At 46.4% G+C, this 22,017-nt stretch carries 12 protein-coding genes; 6 read left to right on the top strand and 6 right to left on the bottom strand.

What is annotated here, in order from left to right; genetic code table 11:
* Positions 1–42: 42 nt before the first annotated feature.
* From LPH68_RS05640 to LPH68_RS05620, 5 genes are all read left to right on the top strand, one after another.
* A complete protein-coding gene (locus LPH68_RS05640; protein ID WP_151922967.1) occupies positions 43–2,655 on the top strand; it encodes a glycoside hydrolase family 2 protein in 2,613 nt (870 codons plus the stop codon).
* A gap of 34 nt (positions 2,656–2,689) precedes the next feature.
* Positions 2,690–5,014, top strand: coding sequence for a glycoside hydrolase family 20 protein (locus LPH68_RS05635; protein WP_151922968.1), 2,325 nt, complete (start codon positions 2,690–2,692; stop codon positions 5,012–5,014).
* Positions 5,014–7,089, top strand: a complete 2,076-nt coding sequence (locus LPH68_RS05630; RefSeq protein ID WP_151922969.1) for a family 20 glycosylhydrolase — start codon at positions 5,014–5,016, stop codon at positions 7,087–7,089. Before LPH68_RS05635 ends, LPH68_RS05630 begins: the two co-directional genes overlap by 1 nt.
* Positions 7,090–7,284: 195 nt before the next feature.
* Positions 7,285–10,029 (top strand): SusC/RagA family TonB-linked outer membrane protein, encoded by a 2,745-nt coding sequence (locus tag LPH68_RS05625; RefSeq protein WP_230296876.1) that lies wholly within the window; start codon positions 7,285–7,287, stop codon positions 10,027–10,029.
* Entirely contained in the window at positions 10,029–11,729 is a 1,701-nt protein-coding gene (locus LPH68_RS05620; RefSeq protein WP_151922971.1) for a RagB/SusD family nutrient uptake outer membrane protein, read from the top strand. The genes LPH68_RS05625 and LPH68_RS05620 overlap by 1 nt, the downstream gene beginning before the upstream one ends.
* 9 nt (positions 11,730–11,738) lie before the next feature.
* On the opposite strand, the gene LPH68_RS05615 is transcribed toward LPH68_RS05620, so the two are convergent.
* From LPH68_RS05615 to LPH68_RS05605, 3 genes are all read right to left on the bottom strand, one after another.
* Entirely contained in the window at positions 11,739–12,878 is a 1,140-nt protein-coding gene (locus LPH68_RS05615; RefSeq protein ID WP_230296875.1) for a DNA alkylation repair protein, read from the bottom strand.
* 316 nt (positions 12,879–13,194) lie between these two features.
* Positions 13,195–14,382: a molecular chaperone DnaJ gene (dnaJ, locus tag LPH68_RS05610; RefSeq protein WP_004315796.1), complete on the bottom strand. Its 1,188-nt coding sequence runs from the start codon at positions 14,380–14,382 to the stop codon at positions 13,195–13,197.
* Positions 14,383–14,490: 108 nt separating this feature from the next.
* Positions 14,491–15,072, bottom strand: coding sequence for a nucleotide exchange factor GrpE (locus tag LPH68_RS05605; RefSeq protein WP_004315797.1), 582 nt, complete (start codon positions 15,070–15,072; stop codon positions 14,491–14,493).
* A gap of 323 nt (positions 15,073–15,395) precedes the next feature.
* Here LPH68_RS05605 and LPH68_RS05600 point away from each other — a divergent pair, with 323 nt between their 5' ends.
* Positions 15,396–17,015: an ABC-F family ATP-binding cassette domain-containing protein gene (locus LPH68_RS05600; RefSeq protein ID WP_230296874.1), complete on the top strand. Its 1,620-nt coding sequence runs from the start codon at positions 15,396–15,398 to the stop codon at positions 17,013–17,015.
* 222 nt (positions 17,016–17,237) lie between these two features.
* Here LPH68_RS05600 and LPH68_RS05595 read toward each other — a convergent pair whose 3' ends face one another.
* The 3 genes from LPH68_RS05595 to LPH68_RS05585 form a co-directional block, all read right to left on the bottom strand.
* A complete protein-coding gene (locus LPH68_RS05595; protein ID WP_195651565.1) occupies positions 17,238–18,989 on the bottom strand; it encodes an ATP-binding protein in 1,752 nt (583 codons plus the stop codon).
* Between the two features lie 190 nt (positions 18,990–19,179).
* Positions 19,180–21,372, bottom strand: coding sequence for a VapE domain-containing protein (locus LPH68_RS05590; RefSeq protein WP_230296873.1), 2,193 nt, complete (start codon positions 21,370–21,372; stop codon positions 19,180–19,182).
* Between the two features lie 127 nt (positions 21,373–21,499).
* Positions 21,500–21,736 carry a hypothetical protein gene (locus LPH68_RS05585; RefSeq protein WP_192920082.1) on the bottom strand — a complete coding sequence of 79 codons (237 nt, stop codon included), beginning with the start codon at positions 21,734–21,736 and terminating at the stop codon, positions 21,500–21,502.
* Positions 21,737–22,017 lie beyond the last annotated feature (281 nt).

Raw genomic sequence — 22,017 nt, 5'->3', positions numbered from 1 at the left:
AAAGTAATATCTTTGAAACCGTTAATATCTAATGCCCCCACTATGATGATTGATTTGATCGGAAAAAAGACTCAAATAGCATGTGGACTACTATGCTGTTGCAGTATGGCGTATGCGCAGAGTAATGACAATTCCGAAATTGTGGTTTTAAATGCAGGTTGGGAATTTTCCCAGGCAGGTACGGAGCTATGGCGACCGGCACAGGTTCCCGGCACCGTTCATCAGGATCTTATCTATCATAAACAAATTCCCGATCCTTTTTACGGTATCAATGAACAGAAGATTCAGTGGGTGGAAAATGAAGACTGGGAGTACCGGACTGCTTTTACAGTTACCCCCGAGCAACTGAAACGGGACGACGCCCAATTAGTTTTTGAAGGTCTTGACACATACGCCGATGTATATCTCAACGGAGCACTGTTGTTGAAAGCCGATAACATGTTCGTCGGTTATACGATACCCGTCAAGTCGCAACTCCGTCTCGGAGAAAACCTTCTTCACATCTATTTTCATTCACCCATCCGGCAGACAATGCCTCAATATAACTCTAACGGATTCAACTATCCGGCAGACAACGACCATCACGAAAAACATGTAAGCGTATTCTCCCGTAAAGCCCCTTACAGTTATGGCTGGGACTGGGGAATCCGCATGGTGACTAGTGGTATCTGGCGTCCGGTAACCATCCGTTATTACGACGCAGCCTCTATCAGCGACTACCACGTAAAGCAACTTTCGCTGACCGACCAACTGGCAAAACTATCCAACGAATTGGAAATAAATAATATACTCCCTCAAGCACTTCAAGCAGAGGTGAGAATCAATACCTCCTTCGAAGGAAACACAGAAAAAGGCATTAGCCAGGCAATCACCCTACAGCCCGGAATCAATCATATATCTATTCCTTCCGAAGTGCTGTCGCCGGTACGTTGGATGCCGAATGGCTGGGGAAAGCCCGCCTTGTATGATTTCTCTGCTCAAATAATCGTAGAAGATAAAGTCGTAGCTCAACAATCCCACCGGATAGGACTGCGCACCGTTCGCCTCGTCAATGAAAAAGATCAGGACGGAGAATCCTTCTATTTTGAAGTAAACGGCGTTCCGATGTTTGCCAAAGGAGCCAACTATATTCCCCAGGATGCTCTATTGACTAACGTCACTACCGAACGCTACCAAACCTTATTTAGGGACATCAAAGAAGCCAACATGAATGTCATTCGTGTGTGGGGAGGCGGAACCTACGAAGACGACCGTTTCTATGACCTGGCAGATGAAAACGGAATACTGATATGGCAGGACTTTATGTTTGCCTGCACTCCCTATCCGTCCGACCCCACCTTCCTGAAAAGAGTAGAAGCAGAAGCCTGCTACAACATTCGCCGCCTTCGCAATCATGCTTCCCTGGCGATGTGGTGTGGCAATAATGAAATACTGGAAGCCTTAAAATATTGGGGATTCGACAAGAAATTCACGCCGGAAATCTATCAGGAAATGTTCCAGGGCTATGACAAACTGTTCCACCAACTCCTTCCTACCAAGGTAAAAGAGCTGGATGCCGACCGTTTTTATATACACAGCTCCCCGTATTTAGCCAATTGGGGACGCCCCGAATCATGGGGGATAGGAGACAGCCACAACTGGGGAGTATGGTATGGACAAAAAACTTTCGAATCACTAGATACAGATCTTCCTCGTTTCATGAGCGAATTCGGTTTCCAGTCCTTCCCGGAGATGAAGACTATTGCCACCTTTGCGGCTCCTGAAGATTATCAAATCGAATCGGAGGTGATGAATGCCCATCAGAAAAGCAGCATCGGCAATGCCCTGATTCGCACCTATATGGAACGTGACTATATCATTCCCGAAAAATTTGAAGACTTTGTCTATGTCGGACTAGTATTGCAGGGACATGGCATACGTCACGGTCTGGAAGCGCACCGCCGCAACCGTCCCTATTGTATGGGTACATTATATTGGCAATTGAATGACAGTTGGCCGGTAGTGTCATGGTCGGGTATTGATTACTACGGTAACTGGAAAGCCTTGCATTATCAGGCAAAGCGTGCATTTGCCCCCGTTCATATCAACCCTTTGCTGGAAGGTGACAACCTGTGTGTTTACCTGCTTTCCGATCATCTTGACACCCGGGAGAAACTGACGCTGGAAATGAGACTGACGAATTTTGCAGGAAAGAAAGTCGGAAGAACGGTTGTCCTTCCTTCTTTGACTCTTCCGGCCAACACTTCCCAATGTGTATATCGCACTTCGCTCACCACTTTGTTTTTTCCTGCAAAGCGCCCGCTTGCGGATGACCTGCGCCATTGCTTCATGCAACTGACCTTGAAAGACAAATCCGGGCATACGGTAGCCGAAACAGTCTACTTCTTTAGAAAGACGAAAGACCTGCTTCTGCCCAAGACAACCGTTTCCTGCAAGATAAAACAGAAAGACGGCGTGTGCGAATTGACTCTGCTTTCTCCCGCTCTTGCAAAAGACGTCTTTATTGAAATCACTTTGCAGGGAGCCCGTTTCAGTGACAACTTTTTCGACCTCCTTCCCGGAGAGCGTAAGACAGTTGTTATCACTTCTCCCCAAATAAAGAAAGGAGAGGAGATCCATTTGACAATCAAACATATTCGTGAAACCTATAATTAATTTATTAATAACTTAACACTTAATTTTTTAGTTTATGAAACAACTCTTAAAGTTAACCGGATGTCTGGCACTAGCAGGACTTTTTGCCTCTTGCCAATCGGCGCAACAGGAAGCCAACTACCAGATCATCCCCATGCCACAAGAAATTGTAACAGCTCAAGGAAATCCCTTCATTCTGAAGAGCGGTGTGAAAATCCTCTATCCGGAAGGAAACGAGAAGATGCAGCGCAACGCACAATTTCTAGCCGACTATCTGAAAACCGCTACCGGAAAAGATTTCGCTATCGAGGCCGGAACGGAAGGTAAGAATGCAATCGTACTGACATTGGGCACGGCAAACGAAAATCCGGAATCCTATCAGTTGAAAGTTGCCGGTGACGGAATCACGATTACTGGTCCTACCGAGGCCGGCGTATTCTATGGCATCCAGTCCCTGCGCAAATCATTGCCTGTGGCTGTCGGTGCAGACATTTCCATGTCCGCTGTAGAAATCAATGACGCTCCCCGCTTTGGCTATCGTGGTGCACACTTCGATACCAGCCGCCATTTCTTTACCGTAGATGAAGTGAAGACATATATCGATATGATGGCTTTGCACAATATGAACCGTTTTCACTGGCATATTACCGAAGACCAGGGCTGGCGTCTGGAAATCAAGAAATATCCGAAGCTGACAGAAATCGGTTCCAAGAGAACAGAAACAGTCATCGGACGTAACTCCGGTGAATACGACGGCAAACCTTACGGTGGCTTCTATACCCAGGAGCAGGCGAAAGAAATAGTAGCTTATGCTGCCGAACGTTATATCACAGTTATTCCCGAAATCGACCTTCCGGGACACATGCAAGCTGCCCTTGCCGCTTACCCCGAATTAGGATGTACCGGTGGCCCGTACGAAGTATGGAGACAATGGGGAGTATCTGAAGATGTGCTTTGTGCCGGAAACGATCAAGTCTTGAAATTCCTCGAAGATGTATATAGCGAATTGATTGAAATCTTCCCTTCAGAATATATTCATGTAGGTGGTGACGAATGTCCGAAAGTACGTTGGGAAAAATGTCCGAAATGTCAGGCACGTATCAAGGCGCTGGGCTTGAAATCGGATGATAAGCATAGCAAGGAAGAACGTCTGCAGAGCTTCGTAATCAACCATATCGAAAAATTCCTCAACGACCACGGACGTCAGATCATCGGTTGGGATGAAATCCTCGAAGGCGGACTTGCTCCTAACGCTACTGTTATGTCATGGCGTGGTGAAAAGGGGGGTATCGAAGCAGCCAAGCAGAAACACGATGTTATCATGACTCCGAACACTTACCTGTATTTCGACTACTACCAGACAAAAGATACGGAGAACGAACCTCTCGGTATTGGTGGTTACCTGCCTCTTGAAAGAGTGTACAGCTACGAGCCGATGCCGGCTTCCCTCACTCCGGAAGAACAGAAATATATCAAAGGCGTGCAGGCTAACCTCTGGACTGAATACATTCCTACTTTCTCTCATGCCCAGTATATGGTATTGCCCCGTTGGGCTGCCTTGTCCGAAATCCAGTGGTCGGCTCCCGACAAGAAGAATTATGAAGACTTCCTGTCCCGTCTGCCGCGCCTGATTAAATGGTACGATGCGGAAGGATACAACTATGCCAAACATGTATTTAATGTAACTGCCGAATACACGCCGAACCCGACGGACGGTACACTGGACATCACTTTGTCTACCATTGACAATGCGCCTATCCATTACACCTTGGACGGCACGGAACCTACCGCTGCTTCTCCGCTTTATGAAAGCCCGCTGAAAATCAAGGAAAATGTAACTTTCTCTGCCATTGCTGTCCGTCCTACCGGAAACAGCCGTGTGGTTTCTGAAAAGGTTAATTTCAGCAAATCCAGCATGAAGCCGATTGTAGCCAACCAGCCGGTCAATAAGCAATACATGTTCAAAGGCGAATCTACATTAGTAGACGGCTTGAAAGGAAATGGCAATTACAAAACCGGTCGTTGGATTGCGTTCTACAAGAACGATATGGACATGACTATCGACCTTCAGCAGCCTACCGAGATTTCGAGCGTTGCTATTTCTACTTGCGTGGAGAAGGGCGACTGGGTGTTTGACGCGCGAGGACTTTCCGTAGAAGTTTCGGACGATGGCAAGAACTTTACCAAAGTTGCTTCCGAGGAGTATCCTGCTATGAAAGAAAGCGATAAGAATGGTATCTATGAACATAAACTGTCATTCAGCCCGGTGAAAACTCAATACGTGAAAGTGGTTGCCCTGTCTGAAAGTAAAATGCCGGCATGGCATGGCGGCAAAGATAGTCCGGCATTTTTGTTTGTAGACGAAATCACGATAGATTAATGAATATAAGAAATAGATACGCTAAAGTTTGTCTTTTCTTATGGGTATTGGGAATGTGCTTAACCGCACATTCCCTCAAAGCACAGTCCGTCATACCTGTCCCATTAAAAATGGAGCAGGGGACGGGCTGTTTTTTACTGTCAGAGAACACAAAACTTTATATAAACTTGCAGGGTTTAGAAGCGCAGCTTCTGGAAAATTGCTTGCAAGCATTGCCGGTTCATTTGAAGAAAGGGAAAAAGAAGGATACGCAGAATATACTTTCTCTGTTGATAACTGAAAAGAACCACCAGTTGCCATCACCGGAAAGCTATACTCTTTCCGTTACTCCGCAACAAATCCTGATACGCGCCACTTCGGGAGCCGGATTATTCTATGGTGTGCAAACCCTGTTGCAGTTGGCACAACCTTCGGGGGCAGGCAGCTATTCCATAGCCTCTGTCGAGATAGAAGACACTCCCCGTTTTGCTTACCGTGGACTGATGCTGGACGTGTCCCGTCACTTTTCTACCAAAGAATTTATAAAGAAACAGATAGACGCACTGGCGTATTACAAAATCAACCGTCTGCACCTGCATCTGACCGATGCGGCAGGCTGGCGATTAGAAATCAAGAAATACCCTTTGCTGACCGAATTTGCGGCCTGGCGTACAGATCCCACCTGGAAGCAATGGTGGAACGGCGGACGTAAATATGTCCGTTTCGATGTTCCCGGAGCTTACGGCGGTTATTACACCCAGGATGATATTCGTGAAATCTTGGAATATGCCCGTCAGCATTATATCACGGTGATTCCCGAGATTGAGATGCCCTCCCATTCGGAAGAAGTGCTGGCAGCCTACCCGCAGTTATCCTGTTCGGGCGAACCTTACAAGAACTCCGATTTCTGTGTCGGCAATGAAGAAACCTTCACGTTTCTGGAAAATGTGCTGACGGAAGTCATGGAACTTTTCCCTTCCGAATACATTCATATCGGTGGCGATGAGGCCGGAAAGTCGGCTTGGAAGACCTGCCCGAAATGTCAGAAGAGAATGAAAGACGAGCATCTTGCCAATGTAGACGAGCTGCAAAGCTACCTGATATACCGCATTGAGAAGTTCCTGAACAATCATGGACGTCATCTGCTGGGATGGGACGAGATTCTGCAAGGAGGCATTGCCCCCAACGCAACCGTCATGTCATGGCGTGGAGAAGAGGGGGGCATCGCTGCCGTAACCTCCGGCCATCGTGCCATCATGACGCCGGGTGCCTACTGCTATCTGGACAGTTATCAGGATGCCCCATATTCGCAGCCGGAAGCCATCGGTGGATACCTGCCGTTGAAGAAAGTATATTCTTACAATCCCGTTCCCGCTTCTTTAACTGCGGAACAGGCGAAGTTGGTCTACGGTGTGCAAGGCAACCTATGGGTGGAATACATTCCCACTCCCGAACACGTGGAGTATATGATTTACCCCCGAATCCTGGCATTGGCGGAAACAGCCTGGTCGGCTCCGGAACGTAAGTCATGGCCGGATTTCCATACCCGTGCATTGTCGGCAGTGGCCGATTTGCAGGCAAAAGGATACCATCCTTTCGATTTGAAAAAAGAAATCGGCAGCCGTCCCGAGTCGCTTCAATCGGTCAGCCATCTGGCATTGGGTAAAAAGGTGATTTATAATTCACCTTACAGCTCCCATTATCCGGCACAGGGAAACACTGCTCTGACGGACGGTATACGTGGCGATTGGACCTATGGTGATGGCTCGTGGCAAGGATTCATCTCGGACAACCGCCTCGATGTGACGATTGATATGGAAAAAGAAACTTCCATCCATTCCGTCACTGCCGCCTTTATGCAGGTGGTAGGCGCGGAAGTATTCCTGCCGGAGACTGTGGTGATTTCCATTTCCGATGACGGAACCCATTTCACCGAGTTGCGCAAACAACACTTTGAAGTGAGCAAAGAAACACCCATCCGCTTTACGGATATTTCATGGCAGGGCGAAGCCAAAGGAAGATACGTACGCTATCAGGCACAGGCCGGAAGTGAATTCGGAGGCTGGATATTTACGGATGAGATTATTGTGAAATAAATATTGAAGGCATAAGGATAATACGTACGATGTGCTTTTTTAGGATTATTCCGGCCTAAAGCAACCGTGTAATCCGTATCATCCGGACTTGTTGATTTCAACCTGTCAATATCATTTAAATAAAAGAGGGAATCTACTCAACCAGATTCCCTCTTTTTTTGTTATATTTGTATTATTACCTTAAAAACTAAGAATATGGTACAACACGCTAGACTCATTTTCTACAGCCTTCTTCTTTTGGTAATCCCGTGCGAGGGCACGTTGGCACAGAAGATTCCCGTCGCGCCCATAGACTCATTGATTACCGTAGGATATGCCACCGGAAGTTTGAAAACCCTGTCCGGTTCCGTAGAGAAAATCACGGAGACACAGATGAACAAAGACCAGATAACGAACCCTTTGGAAGCAATCCGTGGACGTGTGCCGGGATTGACCATCCAACGGGGCTCCAACGGACCGGCGGCTCTGGATGCGGTGCGCCTGCGGGGAACTACCTCACTGACCAGCGGCAACGACCCTTTGATTATCGTCGACGGAGTATTTGGCGACTTGAGTATGCTTACCTCCATTTACCCTACGGATATTGAGAGTTTTACCATTCTGAAAGACGCTTCCGAAACCGCACAGTACGGTTCGCGAGGTGCATCCGGTGTGATAGAAGTCACCACCAAAAAAGGGATGAGCGGCAGGACACAGGTAGCTTACAACGGTAGCTTCGGGATTTCCACCGTCTACAAGAATTTGAAAATGCTGTCCGGTGATGAATTCCGTCGTGTAGCATCGGAACGAGGCATTTCCATTCTGGATAAAGGGAACAATACCGATTTCCAGAAAGAGATTGAGCAGACAGGACTGCAACAGAATCATCACATCGCCTTTTATGGCGGTTCCAGTGAGTCCAGTTATCGTGTTTCCCTCGGTTTTATGGATCGTCAGGGAGTGATTCTGAATGAAGACATGAAGAACTTCACTTCAAATATGAACATGAATCAGAAAATGTTCGACGGCTTCCTGAACTGCGAGTTGGGAATGTTCGGCTCCATTCAGAAGAATCATAACCTGGTAGATTATCAGAAAACGTTCTATTCGGCAGCTACGTTCAATCCTACCTATCCCAATCATAAAGACCCCGTCACCAATTCGTGGGACGGAATAACAACCGCCAGCCAAATTACCAATCCATTGGCATGGATGGAAGTGCAGGACGATGATGCCACTTCGCACATCAGTACGCACGCCCGTCTCACTTTCAATTTGATGGAAGGACTGAAACTAAGCCTGTTCGGAGCTTATACTTACAATATCGTAGAAAATTCGCAATACCTCCCCACTTCCGTCTGGGCGAACGGTCAGGCATACAAAGGAACCAAAAAACGCGAATCTTTATTGGGAAACATGATGCTGACCTATAAGAAAAACTGGAAAAAGCATTTCTTTGACGTACTCGCACTTGCCGAACTTCAGAAAGAGACTTATACCGGCTATTATACCACAGTCAGCAATTTCAGCACCGATAAGTTCGGGTATAATAACCTTCAGGCAGGAGCGCTCCGTTTGTGGGAAGGCACTAATTCCTACTACGAGCAACCGCGCCTAGCATCTTTCATGGGACGCTTCAATTATACATACGCCGACCGCTACGTACTGACGTTGAATGCCCGTACAGATGCTTCCTCCAAATTCGGAGCCAACCATAAATGGGGCTTTTTCCCCTCTGCGTCCGCGGCATGGGTGATTAGTGAAGAAGAATTTATGAAGCAATTCCCCGTGATAGACAATCTGAAATTCCGTATCGGTTACGGTCTGGCAGGTAACCAGAGCGGGATTGACTCATACACAACGCTGAATCTCGTCAAGCCGAACGGTGTCGTCCCCGTCGGAAACTCCGCCATCGTATCTTTGGGAGATATTCGGAATACGAATCCTGACCTGAAATGGGAAGTGAAACATACCTTTAATACCGGTTTCGACATCGCTTTATTCGGCAACCGCCTGTTGCTTTCCGCCAACTATTACAACTCCCGCACTACGGATATGCTTTACCTTTATAACGTAAGCGTGCCCCCTTTCACCTATAACACCTTGCTTGCCAACATCGGCTCCATGCGCAACTGGGGTACGGAAATCGCCATCGGTATCACCCCTTTGAAAACGAAGGACATGGAACTGAATATCAATGCCAACATCACCTTCCAGCGCAACAAACTGCTTTCATTGAGCGGTATGTATAACGGCGAAATGCTTTCTGCTTCCGAATATAAAAGTCTTGCCAGCCTTGATGGAGCCGGCTTCCACGGCGGCTACAACCACATCGTTTATCAGATGGTGGGGCAACCGTTGGGCGTGTTCTATCTTCCTCACAGCACCGGACTGGAGTCCGACGGAAACGGTGGATATACCTATGGCATCGCCGACCTGAATGGCGGAGGCGTCAGTCTGGAAGATGGTGAAGACCGCTACGTGGCAGGGCAAGCCGTACCCAAAACGATTCTAGGATCTAACATCAGTTTCCGTTACAAGCGTTTCGACCTGTCTTTGCAGATCAACGGAGCCTTCGGACATAAAATCTACAACGGAACTTCCCTGACCTATATGAACATGAATATATTCCCCGACTACAACGTAATGAAGAAAGCTCCGCAACAGAACATCAAGGATCAGACCGCCACCGACTATTGGCTGGAAAAGGGAGATTACGTCAACTTCGACTATGTGACGCTGGGCTGGAATGTGCCGATTGAAAAGGTGCAGAAACTAAAGAAATATGTCCGTTCCCTGCGCTTGGCATTTACTGTCAACAACCTGGCAACCATCTCCGGTTATTCGGGACTTTCGCCCATGATTAACAGTTCCACGGTGAACTCAACGTTGGGCGTGGACGATAAACGGGGGTATCCGTTGGCACGGACGTACACCTTAGGATTGAGTATTAACTTTTAATGGAGGAGGAGAGGATGAAACGATATATGAAAAATAGAAATCAGTTTTTGCAGATCTCAAAGCAAATAATCTACCCTTCAAGAATATTATTATTTTTTCTGGTGACGAGTCTGACCTTATTTTCCTGTGATAAGTTCTTACAGGAAAATCCGAAAGACAAGCTACCGGAAGAGGATGTCTACAATACGATCTCGGAAGTATATCTCAATGCGGTAGCTTCGCTTTATACCTACATAGGCGGTTATAGTGACAGTCAGGGATTGCAGGGAACGGGTAGGGGAGTCTACGACCTGAACACTTTCACTTCCGACGAAGCCATCATCCCCACCCGTGGAGGCGACTGGTACGATGGCGGTTTCTGGCAAGGACTTTACCTGCACGATTGGGGTGTTGAGAATGACGCTATTCAAGCTACATGGGAATATCTTTACAAAGTCGTCATGCTAAGCAACAAATCGCTCGAACGGATAGACAAGTTTGCCGAAACCCATTCCGATGCTGCACTTCCGGCATACCGGGCGGAAGTGCAGGCCATGCGAGCCATGTATTATTATTATCTGATGGATTTGTTCGGACGCATCCCGTTGGTTCAATCCTCTTCAGTGGCAATGAAAGAGGTTGTCCAGAGTGAACGGAAAACGGTTTTTGAGTTTGTATTCAAGGAATTGCAGGAAGCGGCTCCTCTGTTGAGCGATGCGCACAGCAACCAGTCCGGTCCTTATTATGGCCGTATCACCCGTCCGGTAGCCACTTTTCTATTGGCTAAACTGGCTCTGAATTCCGAAGTCTATACGGACAATGATTGGACAGACGGACAACGTCCGGACGGAAAAAACATAAAGTTTGCAGTGAACGGCAACGAACTCAATGCGTGGGAAACAGTCATCTACTACTGTGACCAGCTGAAGACGCTGGGCTACAACGAATTGGAACCAAAATACGAAACCAATTTCTCCATTTTTAATGAATCATCGATAGAGAATATTTTTACCATTCCGATGAATAAAACCTTGTACACCAATCAAATGCAATATCTATTCCGTTCCCGCCACTACAATCATGCCAAGGCGTACGGCCTAAGCGGTGAGAACGGTCCCAGCGCAACTATTGAAGCTCTCAAAACCTTCGGTTATGAAACAGCCGAACAAGATCCCCGCTTTGATATTTGCTATTTTGCGGGAGTGGTGCACGATCTGAAAGGAAACATCATCAAGCTGGATGATGGCACCGTATTGGAGTATCTGCCCTGGAAAGTAGCTCTGGATATCACAGATACCCCGCACGAACAAACCGCAGGAGCCCGTATGAAAAAGTACGAAGTCGACCCCACTGCCACAAAAGACGGTAAGTTGATGGAGAATGACATTGTACTGTTCCGCTACGCGGATGCTCTGTTGATGAAGAGTGAAGCGAAAGTGCGCAATGGAGCTAGTGGAGATGAAGAACTGAATGAAGTCCGTAGCCGCGTCAATGCCTCCTCTCGTCCTGCCACTTTAGAGAATATCCTTGCCGAACGTCAACTGGAACTGGCTTGGGAAGGTTGGAGACGTCAAGACTTGGTTCGCTTCGGGAAGTTTACAAGAGCTTACAGTAGCCGTCCGCAATTGCCGGATGAGGGAAACGGATATACTACCGTGTTCCCTATACCGGAGAAAATACGGGTGATGAATACGAAGTTGAAGCAGAATCCGGGGTATTAACAGCAGTTATTATTCAATCAACTCAAAATCATATTTTTCAAATTCATTCCCGTTGATAATCATAGCAATTTGGTGAAGTCCGAGATGGAGCTTCCTCGTTGTAACCACCCGGAAAGAATGTTTTCGGGTGATTCGCGTGGTTGAGTTCCCGGCATATTCTTTCTCGCTGATTTTATGCACTTTCTTCGTCAACGTTCCATTCGCTTTTTGGTAATAGATTCCATATTCGAGTCGTATCTTGGTCGTTTGATCGTTCTTGTTCAACAGTTTAAAACTAACCTCCAACGAATCCCCGACTTTCACTTCCGGGCTTGAAATTTGGAAATCCTCCACACAGATATTGCTGATAGTAGAGTTGAAGCCAAACAACTCCATCACCTCCGGATTGCCTTGTTTTAAGAGCGTCCGGCAGCCGTGTTTAATAATCCAATCCACCTCTTTCGATTCTCCCTTCCATTTCTTCACTAAATCAATGACGATTTCGGGATTATCTTTCGCGATATCATTCAAATTATTGGCAACGCTCAACCGCACAAATCTTGCCGGATCATTTTTTAGATTTTCCAGAATAGGAATGATAGGCGCAGGATTCTCTTTCAGGTTCGGCAACGCCATCGCCCAGGGAAGACGCGGACGACAACCTTCTGACGCAAGCCGCCTGACTCCCCAATGTTCGTGTTTCGACCAAACCAACATCTGTTTCATCATCTGATCCGGATATTTGATAATAAAAGAATGAGTCACAAACTCGCAACTTGTGAACTGCGTGATTTTCTCTATCGCCTTGACAGAAGTTTCGTAATCGTCCAGCCCATATTGTTCGACATAATTATCCAGAATTCCCCCATACTCCAAAGTCAAACCAAACTTCGTGTCGTCTATCACCGAGAAATCAGGTCGTGTCTTTTTTATATGATCCAACAATTCAAGTATCTTAGCGATCGCCTCTTTGTAATCTGCCGGTAAAAACTTTCTTAGCACCGTTGTGATGTGCATGCAGCGTTGTTTAAGTTCCCTGCCTTCCCATTCATCGTCCATCACTTGAGATACAAACTCGCGAGCATCAAAATCGTTGATAACAAGTTTCAAATCTTTCGTAAACAGATCGAAAAATTGCTCGTTAAACATGTTTTTAAAAGGTTCTGCCATTCTTTAAATATATAGTTTAGTTAAACAGTTATTGTTTTTTTATGGAGCGACTAAATAATATTTCTTTGATAAATTCGTTTTTTATAATTTGAATTTTAAAGTGTTGATAATTATTTTATGCCGATCTATTTGTTTGTTATACAAATATATGCCATTTTTTTTAGGATAGCTCTATATCGCGCCTTATTTAGGTAAACTATATGAAAAGATTGTGCGAGAGGGAGTCTATTTAGAGAATATCATAAAAAAAAGTGAGCCACAAAAAAAGATTGCAGCCCACTTATTCCTTATATATGATAATATGATAGCAAAAAGATTAATCGAAGAAACTCTTGAATTTCTTGAAAATCTTCTCTTTTACCGACGTGTTAGGTTTGAAATTGTCCGAAGCTTCCATCTTTTCGAGCGTGTTCTTTTCCTCCTTGTTGAGAGCTTCCGGCACATAGATACTGATATTGACCAGCAAATCTCCCGTACCGTACCCGTTTACATTCGGCAACCCCTTGCCACGCAAGCGAAGCACTTTACCCGGTTGAGTACCCGAATCAATCTTCACTTTCACTTTGCCGTCGATTGTCGGAATTTCCACAGCACCGCCCAGTGCAGCCGTCGGGAAACTAAGCAACAGATTATAAATCAAATCATTTTCGTCGCGAATCAAGTCCTGATGCGGTTCTTCCTCAACGAGGATCAATAAGTCGCCTGCCACACCGTTGTGCTTGCCGGCATTTCCTTTGCCGCCCATAGAGAGCTGCATCCCCTCTGCCACTCCAGCAGGGATATTCACCGATACCACTTCCTCGCCGTAAACGATTCCGTCGCCACCACACTTCTTACATTTATTCTTGATAATCTTTCCCTCGCCGCCACACGTAGAACAAGTGACGCGAGTCTGCATCGTGCCCAGAATGGTCTGCTGGTTACGGATCACCGAGCCGCTACCCTTGCAAGTAGGACAAGTCTCCGATCCGCCGTCACCCTCGGCACCCGTGCCATGACACTGGTCGCACGGCACATATTTTTTGAGTTTAAATTTCTTTTCTACTCCGGTAGAGATTTCCTTTAATGTCAGCTTCACTTTCACACGGAGGTCACTGCCGCGATACCGGCGTTGCTGTGAACCGCCACCGCCGCCAAATCCGCTGAATCCTCCGAAGCCTCCCCCGAAACCGCCGCCGCGGCCACCGAAGATGTCGCCAAACATAGAGAAGATGTCATCCATCGACATTCCCTCGCCACCGAAACCACCGAACGGACCGCCATTGCCTGCCGCACCGCTCACTCCCGCATGACCGAACTGATCGTAACGCGAACGCTTCTCCGGATTGCTCAACACGTCGTATGCCTCGGCCGCCTCCTTAAATTTCTCTTCAGCCTCCTTGTCGCCCGGATTCTTGTCGGGGTGATACTGAATTGCTTTCTTACGGTATGCTTTCTTTATTTCTTCTACTGTGGCTGTCTTCGTCACCTCCAATATTTCGTAATAGTCTCTTTTTTCTGCCATGCCCATTTATTGATTTATGATTGAAAAGATTTATGATTTATGAATTCTGATTTATGATTTACTCTGCAGACCAATAGCGCAGCCATAAATCATAATTCATAAATCTCCTCATTCTCCTACTACCACTTTAGCGTGGCGGAGCACTTTGTCGTTCAGTGTATATCCCGTTTGCACACAGTCCAGAATCTTACCTTTCTGTGCTTCCGACGGTGCGGGGATTACCGCGATGGCTTCATGGTAATCAGTGTCCAGTGGTTGGTCTTTTGTTTCGATGACTTTCACACCGTTTTGTGCCAGGACAGCCATAAATTTATTGTAAATCAGTTCTACTCCTTCTTTTACGGCATTGACATCTGTTGCCGTTTCCATTGTTTTGATGGCACGTTCGAAGTCGTCCACCACCGGAAGAATACTGCTAAGGCTCTTTTCGCCACCGTTCAGAATCAGTTCGGCCTTCTCCTTCATGGTGCGTTTCCGGTAGTTGTCAAATTCGGCAGACAAGCGCAGGTATTTATCCTTCTGCTCTTCAATCTCCTCTTGGGCCTTTTCCAGTTCTTTTTCCAACTCTTCTTCATGAGTCAGGGGAGTGGCGTCCTCCGCTTGTTCGTTTTGCGGTTGTTCTTCCGCATGGTTTTGAGTTTCCTCAACGTTCAGTTCTTCTTCCTTCACTTTTTTTTCTTTCGGATCCATCTTGGTATTTACTATTTTACTATTTACTATTTAACACACACGTTATCTTACTTGGTAGAATAACGCCAATAAACATACCGGGCTGACCGGATGTCATTGATTTTGTCTGCAAAAACTTTGCCAAGTTGGCTGTTTTGCCAAAAAACGCAGCAAAGGTAACACTTTTATGTCAGATTGGCACATATCAGATAGCTCATAATTCATTTTAAATGTCTAACTTTGCACGCTAAAATAGTTAATACTAAAATAGTAACTAACGAAATAGTAAAATAGTAGCTAGCAAAATAGTAAAATAGTAACTAGTAAAATAGTAAATAAAGAAGATGATTACAGTTTCGAACGTTTCGGTACAGTTTGGTAAAAGAGTGTTGTTTAATGACGTAAACTTGAAGTTTACGAGTGGTAATTGTTATGGTATTATTGGTGCTAACGGTGCGGGAAAATCTACCTTCCTTCGTACGATTTACGGAGATTTGGACCCGACAACGGGTACCATTGCGCTCGGACCGGGCGAACGCCTTTCGGTGTTGAGCCAGGACCACTTTAAGTGGGACTCTTATACCGTTATGGATACTGTGATGATGGGGCATACTGTGTTGTGGGACATCATGAAGCAACGCGAAGAATTGTATGCGAAAGAAGATTTCACAGATGAAGACGGACTGAAAGTATCCGAGTTGGAAGAGAAATTTGCCGAGTTGGACGGATGGAATGCGGAAAGCGACGCAGCCATGCTGTTGAGCGGACTGGGCGTGAAAGAAGATAAGCATTATGTATTGATGGGTGAGTTGAGCGGTAAGGAAAAAGTGCGTGTCATGCTGGCGCAGGCATTGTACGGAAATCCGGACAACCTCTTGCTCGATGAGCCTACCAATGACTTGGATATGGAGACAGTGACCTGGTTGGAAGAGTATCTCTCCAACTTCGAGCATACTGTATTGGTAGTGAGCCACGACCGTCACTTCCTCGATTCTGTATGTACGCACACCGTAGACATCGACTACGGAAAAATCAATATGTTTGCCGGTAACTATAGTTTCTGGTACGAATCCAGCCAGTTGGCTCTCCGTCAGCAGCAGAACCAGAAGGCGAAGGCTGAAGAGAAGAAGAAAGAGTTGGAAGAATTTATCCGCCGTTTCAGCGCCAACGTAGCGAAGAGCAAGCAGACCACGAGCCGTAAGAAGATGTTGGAGAAACTGAACGTAGAAGAAATCAAACCTTCTTCACGTAAGTATCCGGGCATCATCTTCACTCCCGAACGCGAGCCGGGCAACCAGATTCTGGAAGTTTCCGGATTGAGCAAGAAGACGGAGGAAGGCGTAGTGCTTTTCAACGACGTCAATTTCAACGTAGAGAAAGGTGACAAAGTGGTATTCCTGTCGCGCAACCCGCGTGCGATGACTGCGTTCTTCGAAATCATCAACGGAAACATGAAGCCGGATGCCGGTACCTTCAACTGGGGGGTAACCATCACCACTGCTTACCTGCCGCTGGATAATACCGATTTCTTCAATACCGACCTCAACTTGGTGGACTGGTTGAGCCAGTTTGGCGAAGGAAACGAAGTGTATATGAAAGGTTTCCTCGGCCGTATGCTTTTCTCCGGCGAAGAGGTGTTGAAGAAAGTAAGCGTACTCTCCGGAGGTGAGAAGATGCGTTGTATGATTGCCCGTATGCAGCTCCGCAATGCAAACTGTCTGATTCTGGACACTCCGACCAACCATTTGGATTTGGAATCTATCCAGGCATTCAACAACAACCTGAAGACGTACAGGGGAAACATCCTTTTCTCTTCTCATGACCACGAGTTTATCCAAACGGTTGCCAACCGCATCATCGAACTGACACCGAACGGTATCATCGACAAGATGATGGAGTATGACGAATATATCACGTCCGATCACATCAAGGAATTGAGAGCGAAGATGTACGGGGATCAGTAATTCCCCGTCTTGGATGTCGTAGCCATCGTATAAAACTTAGGCGCGAATTACACGGATAACACGTTTCTGATTTTAAAGAAATCGTGCAATTCGTGTAATCCGCGCCTGATTTTTATAGATAGGATTCCATTCACCTGTTCTGATGAGATTATTTATTTAGCCCAATATCAGATGTGGAGGTGAGTGCATACCTAAATCGGTGTTTGTGATGTGACAAGTACTTTATGATACCTCTTCCATCAGCACCAATTCCCAACTGCGCCATACGATCGTTGCCAGTTTCAATCCCCCTTTCTCACGAGCTTCTGCCACACATTCATCCTTGCTATAGCGAATCAACTGTTCCCGCGCATCATCGGCAAGTGCGCGTATCTCTTTCTCCGACGCTCCTGCTTTCGCATACTTCACCTCCAATAGATACGTGTACGGTGGAGATACAGGTGCCGCCGGACTGGGCTTAAAGAAGAAATCGGCAAAACCCTTATTCATCTCATATTCCGGATATAGTTGATAATAGCGGAACATACTTAGATAGGCGAGGAGGAATCCTTTGATATGAGCTTCCCCTTCTATGTACTCCCTTATCCGGCTCTGCTCTCGAATGGCCTCTGCTAGAAATTCGAACAACGGTTTCCAGTCTCCTTTGAAGGACATATTCTCAAACAGAGTGCGCAGACGGTTCACGTCGAGCTTGAAGATGTCATGACGGGCATATCCCTGAATCAGGAAATTGAATAGCTGTTCGCGAACCACCAGATTGGGAATGTGCAGGATGGGACGTCCCATCATATCCACCCCTTTGATAGAAAGCAGTCCGAAATAGAACAGCAGAGATTTGAAGTTGCCCACGTCCGTCATTTCCAGTGCGGAGAAATGGGTGACTATTTCAGTCACTATCTCGCCTTGCTCCGCAATCTCCTTGATGACGGAGAAGTTTTCGCCCAGTCCATGGTCGAGACGGACAAGGTAGGCAAGCTTGTTAAAGTCCGTACGGATATTGGGATCTACAATCTCTTTAGGTTTCACTCCGTGCAATATCAATGACTTCATGCAGTAGAGCACCATGTCCGAGTTGAACATACAATCTGCTAATTTATTTTCACTGAAGCAATAATTGTCATAGTTAGGCTTCATCATTGTCACCGCATCGTCTACCGACATCGGGAGAGCGCCTTGTTCCTTATAATACGTCAGCATCTCGCGCAATTCCTTCTCGCTGAAACCTACAAGGTCGTTAAACCACGGGTCGGTGGTGATATTCGTTCCGATGTTGAATCCGCTTGTCACGTCGTCCATCGTCACCGGGCTTACTCCTGTGATGAACAAACGGTTGACGGCAGAACCCATTCCTGTCGTGGCGGCTTTGATTACATTGAAAAACCTGCGGATATATCCTTCGCCATGCGTCGCTTTTCGATATAAGTCCGTGCCGTAAGTAGAAAGAATGGTATTCGTGAAATTATCGTATTCATCAATCAGGAGATAGATTTTGATGTCTCCCTTACGGGTGGCATAGGTATTGATTGAGGACAAAAAGGCTCCGGGATCTGCTTGTGTTTTTTCATCCAGCACTTTCCAAATGTCTTTTCCCAACAGATGCTCATATCTATAAACAAAATCGGACAGCTTCCCGCAACAATGCAACCGGAAAGATTCCTCCACCTCATTGATATTCGAGCTCACCTCCGAGAAATTGAATCTCATGATGAGAAACTGGTTATGTATCGGCGTAGGATGCTGCCCGATATACAGATTGCCGAACAATTCGTCGAACTGGTCGGCATACCGAACGTCATAATAAGCCTCCAGCATTGCCAGCGTCAGACTTTTCCCGAAGCGCCGGGGACGGATCAGGAACAGATAAGACGGTTGCATTTCTATCTTTTCGATAAACATCGTCTTATCCACATAATAATAGTTTTCTTTTTGGATGCGACCGAAATCCGTCAATCCGTATGGTATTTGCTTCATCATATTGTGATTCCTATCTTTATTCATCATTCATATCGAGCAAATATACGGAAAAACGGATGAAAGTGACACGTTTTATGCCACTAATTTATCCGTTTATCTGTTATTTCGTGCAAAAACGACTATTTGGAGGAAAAAAGCTATTTTGTGGAAAAACGACTATCCGTGTGAAAACTGCCATTTCGCGGGAAAACTACAACTCCAACCCCGTCTGCACCGGAAGCTGCGGGCGTATTGAATTTTCTTTGCGCTCTTCGGCCGAATACTCCACCACCCAATATTCCGTGATATTGTTGGAGGTCTTCCGTGAGTGGAAATGGTTGTTTTCCAATACCGTGACCAGCATTTGTTTCATCTGTGCGTTGGCCTGTGTGCGCCCGTTCATGCTCAATACCGACAGCAGCTGGGAGGCAGGATACCATTTTGCTTGTATATCGTTTGGTCTGGCTGCCCGGAAATAGAAGAAAAGATTCTCCTCTACCGGATCTTTTTGGCGGAACGCCTCATTGCGGTTGTTGAGAAACGTAATCTCCTGGTTCTCATACCAATATTGAAACCCCTGCCGGTAGAGTGCGTATGCTTGTGCATATATCCCCTGATGGTTGACAGGCGTGTGATAATCTATTTCCAGCAACGTATTGAACAGGATGCGCCTGTTCTCGCCGATGTCCGGCAGACAGTGCGGATTGTTGGTGCTGGCGATGAATGATGCGCGGCGGATGAACGTATAATTTTGGATGTCGTAAACCTTCCGTTCGTTCATTACATCTTGCGTGATGAGACTTTTCAACTCCTGCATGCGTGCGGGAGAGAGCGTATCAAACTCATCCAGATTGATGGGCAGGCAGGACGACATTTGCAGGAGATGGTCTTTGTTGTCGGGACTAATCATGCCGTTGCGATAATAATCCTTCAGCTCCGGTGGGAGGAGATGGCGGACAAAAGTACTCTTGCCTTTTCCCTGTGCGCCGTGGAGCAGCATCAACTGGTGGTTTTGCGCTTCGTCGTCGATGGCACATGCCACCATTCCCACCAGCCAGCGGCGGAAGCTGTCTTCAAAAAAAGCCTGGTCTGCCGCTTTCACTGTTTTTGTCAGTTGGCCGATGTGGTCTGTTTTCCCGTCCCATGTCTGGAGTGAGGTGAAATAATGAATAAACGGGTTGAACGGCTTTGCATAGTCCGAGTCTACCAGTGCTTTCAAATTAGCTTGCGAACTGTATATCTTCTTCATCTGTGCGTTGATATAGAATGTGTTGACATCCTTTGTGCGCAGTGTACTGAAAGGTGGCTGCTCTGTTTTAGGGAGATCAGGTATTATTTTCCGGAACTCGATTTGCTCTTTCACCACGTTTCTCCTGATTTCGTAGTGTTCGTCCATAAATTTGATGACTTGGCATATTCTCGGTTGTTGGCTTTCTTCTTCCGCCTGATCGGTCTTTGAGGTGTATTGGTAAGCATTGTGCAAGGGCAGTTCGAGGTCGAAGTCGGGTAGGTCGCCGAAATGACTGTGTGCCAGACTGACGGCTTCCTCTTCCGTGATATGGCGATGGTAACACTGATTGCCGAGACAATAGAAGAAATTGTCCCGGTTGCCTGTCTCGAGACGTTCTTTGCGTTTGGTGTACTCCAGCGCCTTGCGGAAGTCGAGTTGCACTTGCAGGTCGATGGGCGACGCATTCTCCTGCACGGGGAGGAGCGGGGATCGTTTTCCCGGATTCTTGCGCTTCTTGTTTTTACATTCTTCTTCAGTGGGCAGTGTCACTTTTACGGTCAGCGGCTTCACGTTTTCCAGTCGTTCGGTAGAGAGGAAGGCGTCCGGATCGTGCGACACGAAGAATCCGCGTCCCGGGTCACTTCCGCTGGTGTCTACTTTGGTATTGAGCAGCTTTTCATATTGGCTGCTTGCCAGGGCGTATATGCGGTGGTGGTAGCGTTCGAGGGTGAGGAAGTCTACGGTTCCCAATGCGTTCAGTTCGGTGCGTAAGGTTTCCGCCTCATTGCCGGTAAGATAGACGAAGATCTTCAGCCCGTGCATCCGGGGGCTGACGAAGCTGCCTAGCGTGTCGGGGCAATCGTTCACTAGTTGGCGGAATTCCGGGATCTTTTCTGCCGGCATATCGTCACAGTCGAGCGTGATGATGTCCTGATACGTGTCCAGACTGTAAGCCAGCCTTTCCTTGGCGTAAGTAGCCGTGATGGTGCAGTAGGGCAGTTGCTTCTTCATGTGGTCTGCTTTCACCGTTTCTCCTGCATCCATTGCTTCCCGGAGTCTCCGGATTCTGTCGCGATAGACATCCCCCCGGATAAATTCGAACATTTGCCGGATACTGATACTTCCTGATACGAGTGATAATCCCCTGTATGTCGTTATTGAGATATTTTCCATTTTAATTATTGATATGAATGTAAGTCGTGTCAATATTAACACACTGCAAAGGACGGCTTTTCATGTAGAATAAAAAAACTGCTTTTGGTACTCAAAAAGCAGTTTTTTAACAGTCGGTTCTTTCGTGTTAATCTTCAAGAAGCGTTCTTTTCATTCTTTGTATCTCATAATCAATCTCTTCCACGCTTAATGATTCGTCCGAATCATCCGATTTCTTGAAATCAACAGCCATAAACAACAACTCTGCAAAGTATTTGGGGCTTTTAATGTTAAAAACAGAGTCATGGTCATAACAGAGATGGACAAAGGGGAGGAGAAACTTCTTGCGGTCGCTTGGACTTACCTCTATTCTGTTGGTATACAAATTGTTGACAGTGCCAAGCATTTGCGTGATAAACTGGGATACTTGGGGAAATTCTCCCTTTTCGAGTGTTACAGCCTGTTTGTTCTGGTAAACGAAGCCTTCGGAAAAAATGTCTTTTTTCTCATGATTTTAAGTGTTATTTGATTAGTGTTAAAAAATGTTGGTCTAAAAAGACGCAAAGGTACGTTTTATTTTGTTTCTATCGTTTACTTATACTTTTTATTCTCTTTATATATTTTATTTGATGGAAAAAGCGTGTAATTGAGGTGGAGGGGGACCAC

It is taken from the genome of Bacteroides sp. 1_1_30, from assembly GCF_020982715.1.
Lineage (GTDB): Bacteria > Bacteroidota > Bacteroidia > Bacteroidales > Bacteroidaceae > Bacteroides > Bacteroides xylanisolvens.
Note: the sequence above shows the minus strand (reverse complement) of the source record. Positions and strands in the feature narration are given on the sequence as shown.

Excerpts from the sequence above, each read along its gene's own strand:
- LPH68_RS05605 (WP_004315797.1), bottom strand. The coding sequence starts at position 15,072 with ATGGATCCGAAAGAAAAAAAAGTGAAGGAAGAAGAACTGAACGTTGAG.
- LPH68_RS05625 (WP_230296876.1), top strand. The coding sequence starts at position 7,285 with ATGGTACAACACGCTAGACTCATTTTCTACAGCCTTCTTCTTTTGGTA.
- LPH68_RS05630 (WP_151922969.1), top strand. The coding sequence starts at position 5,014 with ATGAATATAAGAAATAGATACGCTAAAGTTTGTCTTTTCTTATGGGTA.
- LPH68_RS05640 (WP_151922967.1), top strand. The coding sequence starts at position 43 with ATGATGATTGATTTGATCGGAAAAAAGACTCAAATAGCATGTGGACTA.
- LPH68_RS05615 (WP_230296875.1), bottom strand. The coding sequence starts at position 12,878 with ATGGCAGAACCTTTTAAAAACATGTTTAACGAGCAATTTTTCGATCTG.
- LPH68_RS05590 (WP_230296873.1), bottom strand. The coding sequence starts at position 21,372 with ATGGAAAATATCTCAATAACGACATACAGGGGATTATCACTCGTATCA.
- dnaJ (WP_004315796.1), bottom strand. The coding sequence starts at position 14,382 with ATGGCAGAAAAAAGAGACTATTACGAAATATTGGAGGTGACGAAGACA.
- LPH68_RS05600 (WP_230296874.1), top strand. The coding sequence starts at position 15,396 with ATGATTACAGTTTCGAACGTTTCGGTACAGTTTGGTAAAAGAGTGTTG.
- LPH68_RS05620 (WP_151922971.1), top strand. The coding sequence starts at position 10,029 with ATGGAGGAGGAGAGGATGAAACGATATATGAAAAATAGAAATCAGTTT.
- LPH68_RS05635 (WP_151922968.1), top strand. The coding sequence starts at position 2,690 with ATGAAACAACTCTTAAAGTTAACCGGATGTCTGGCACTAGCAGGACTT.
- LPH68_RS05595 (WP_195651565.1), bottom strand. The coding sequence starts at position 18,989 with ATGATGAAGCAAATACCATACGGATTGACGGATTTCGGTCGCATCCAA.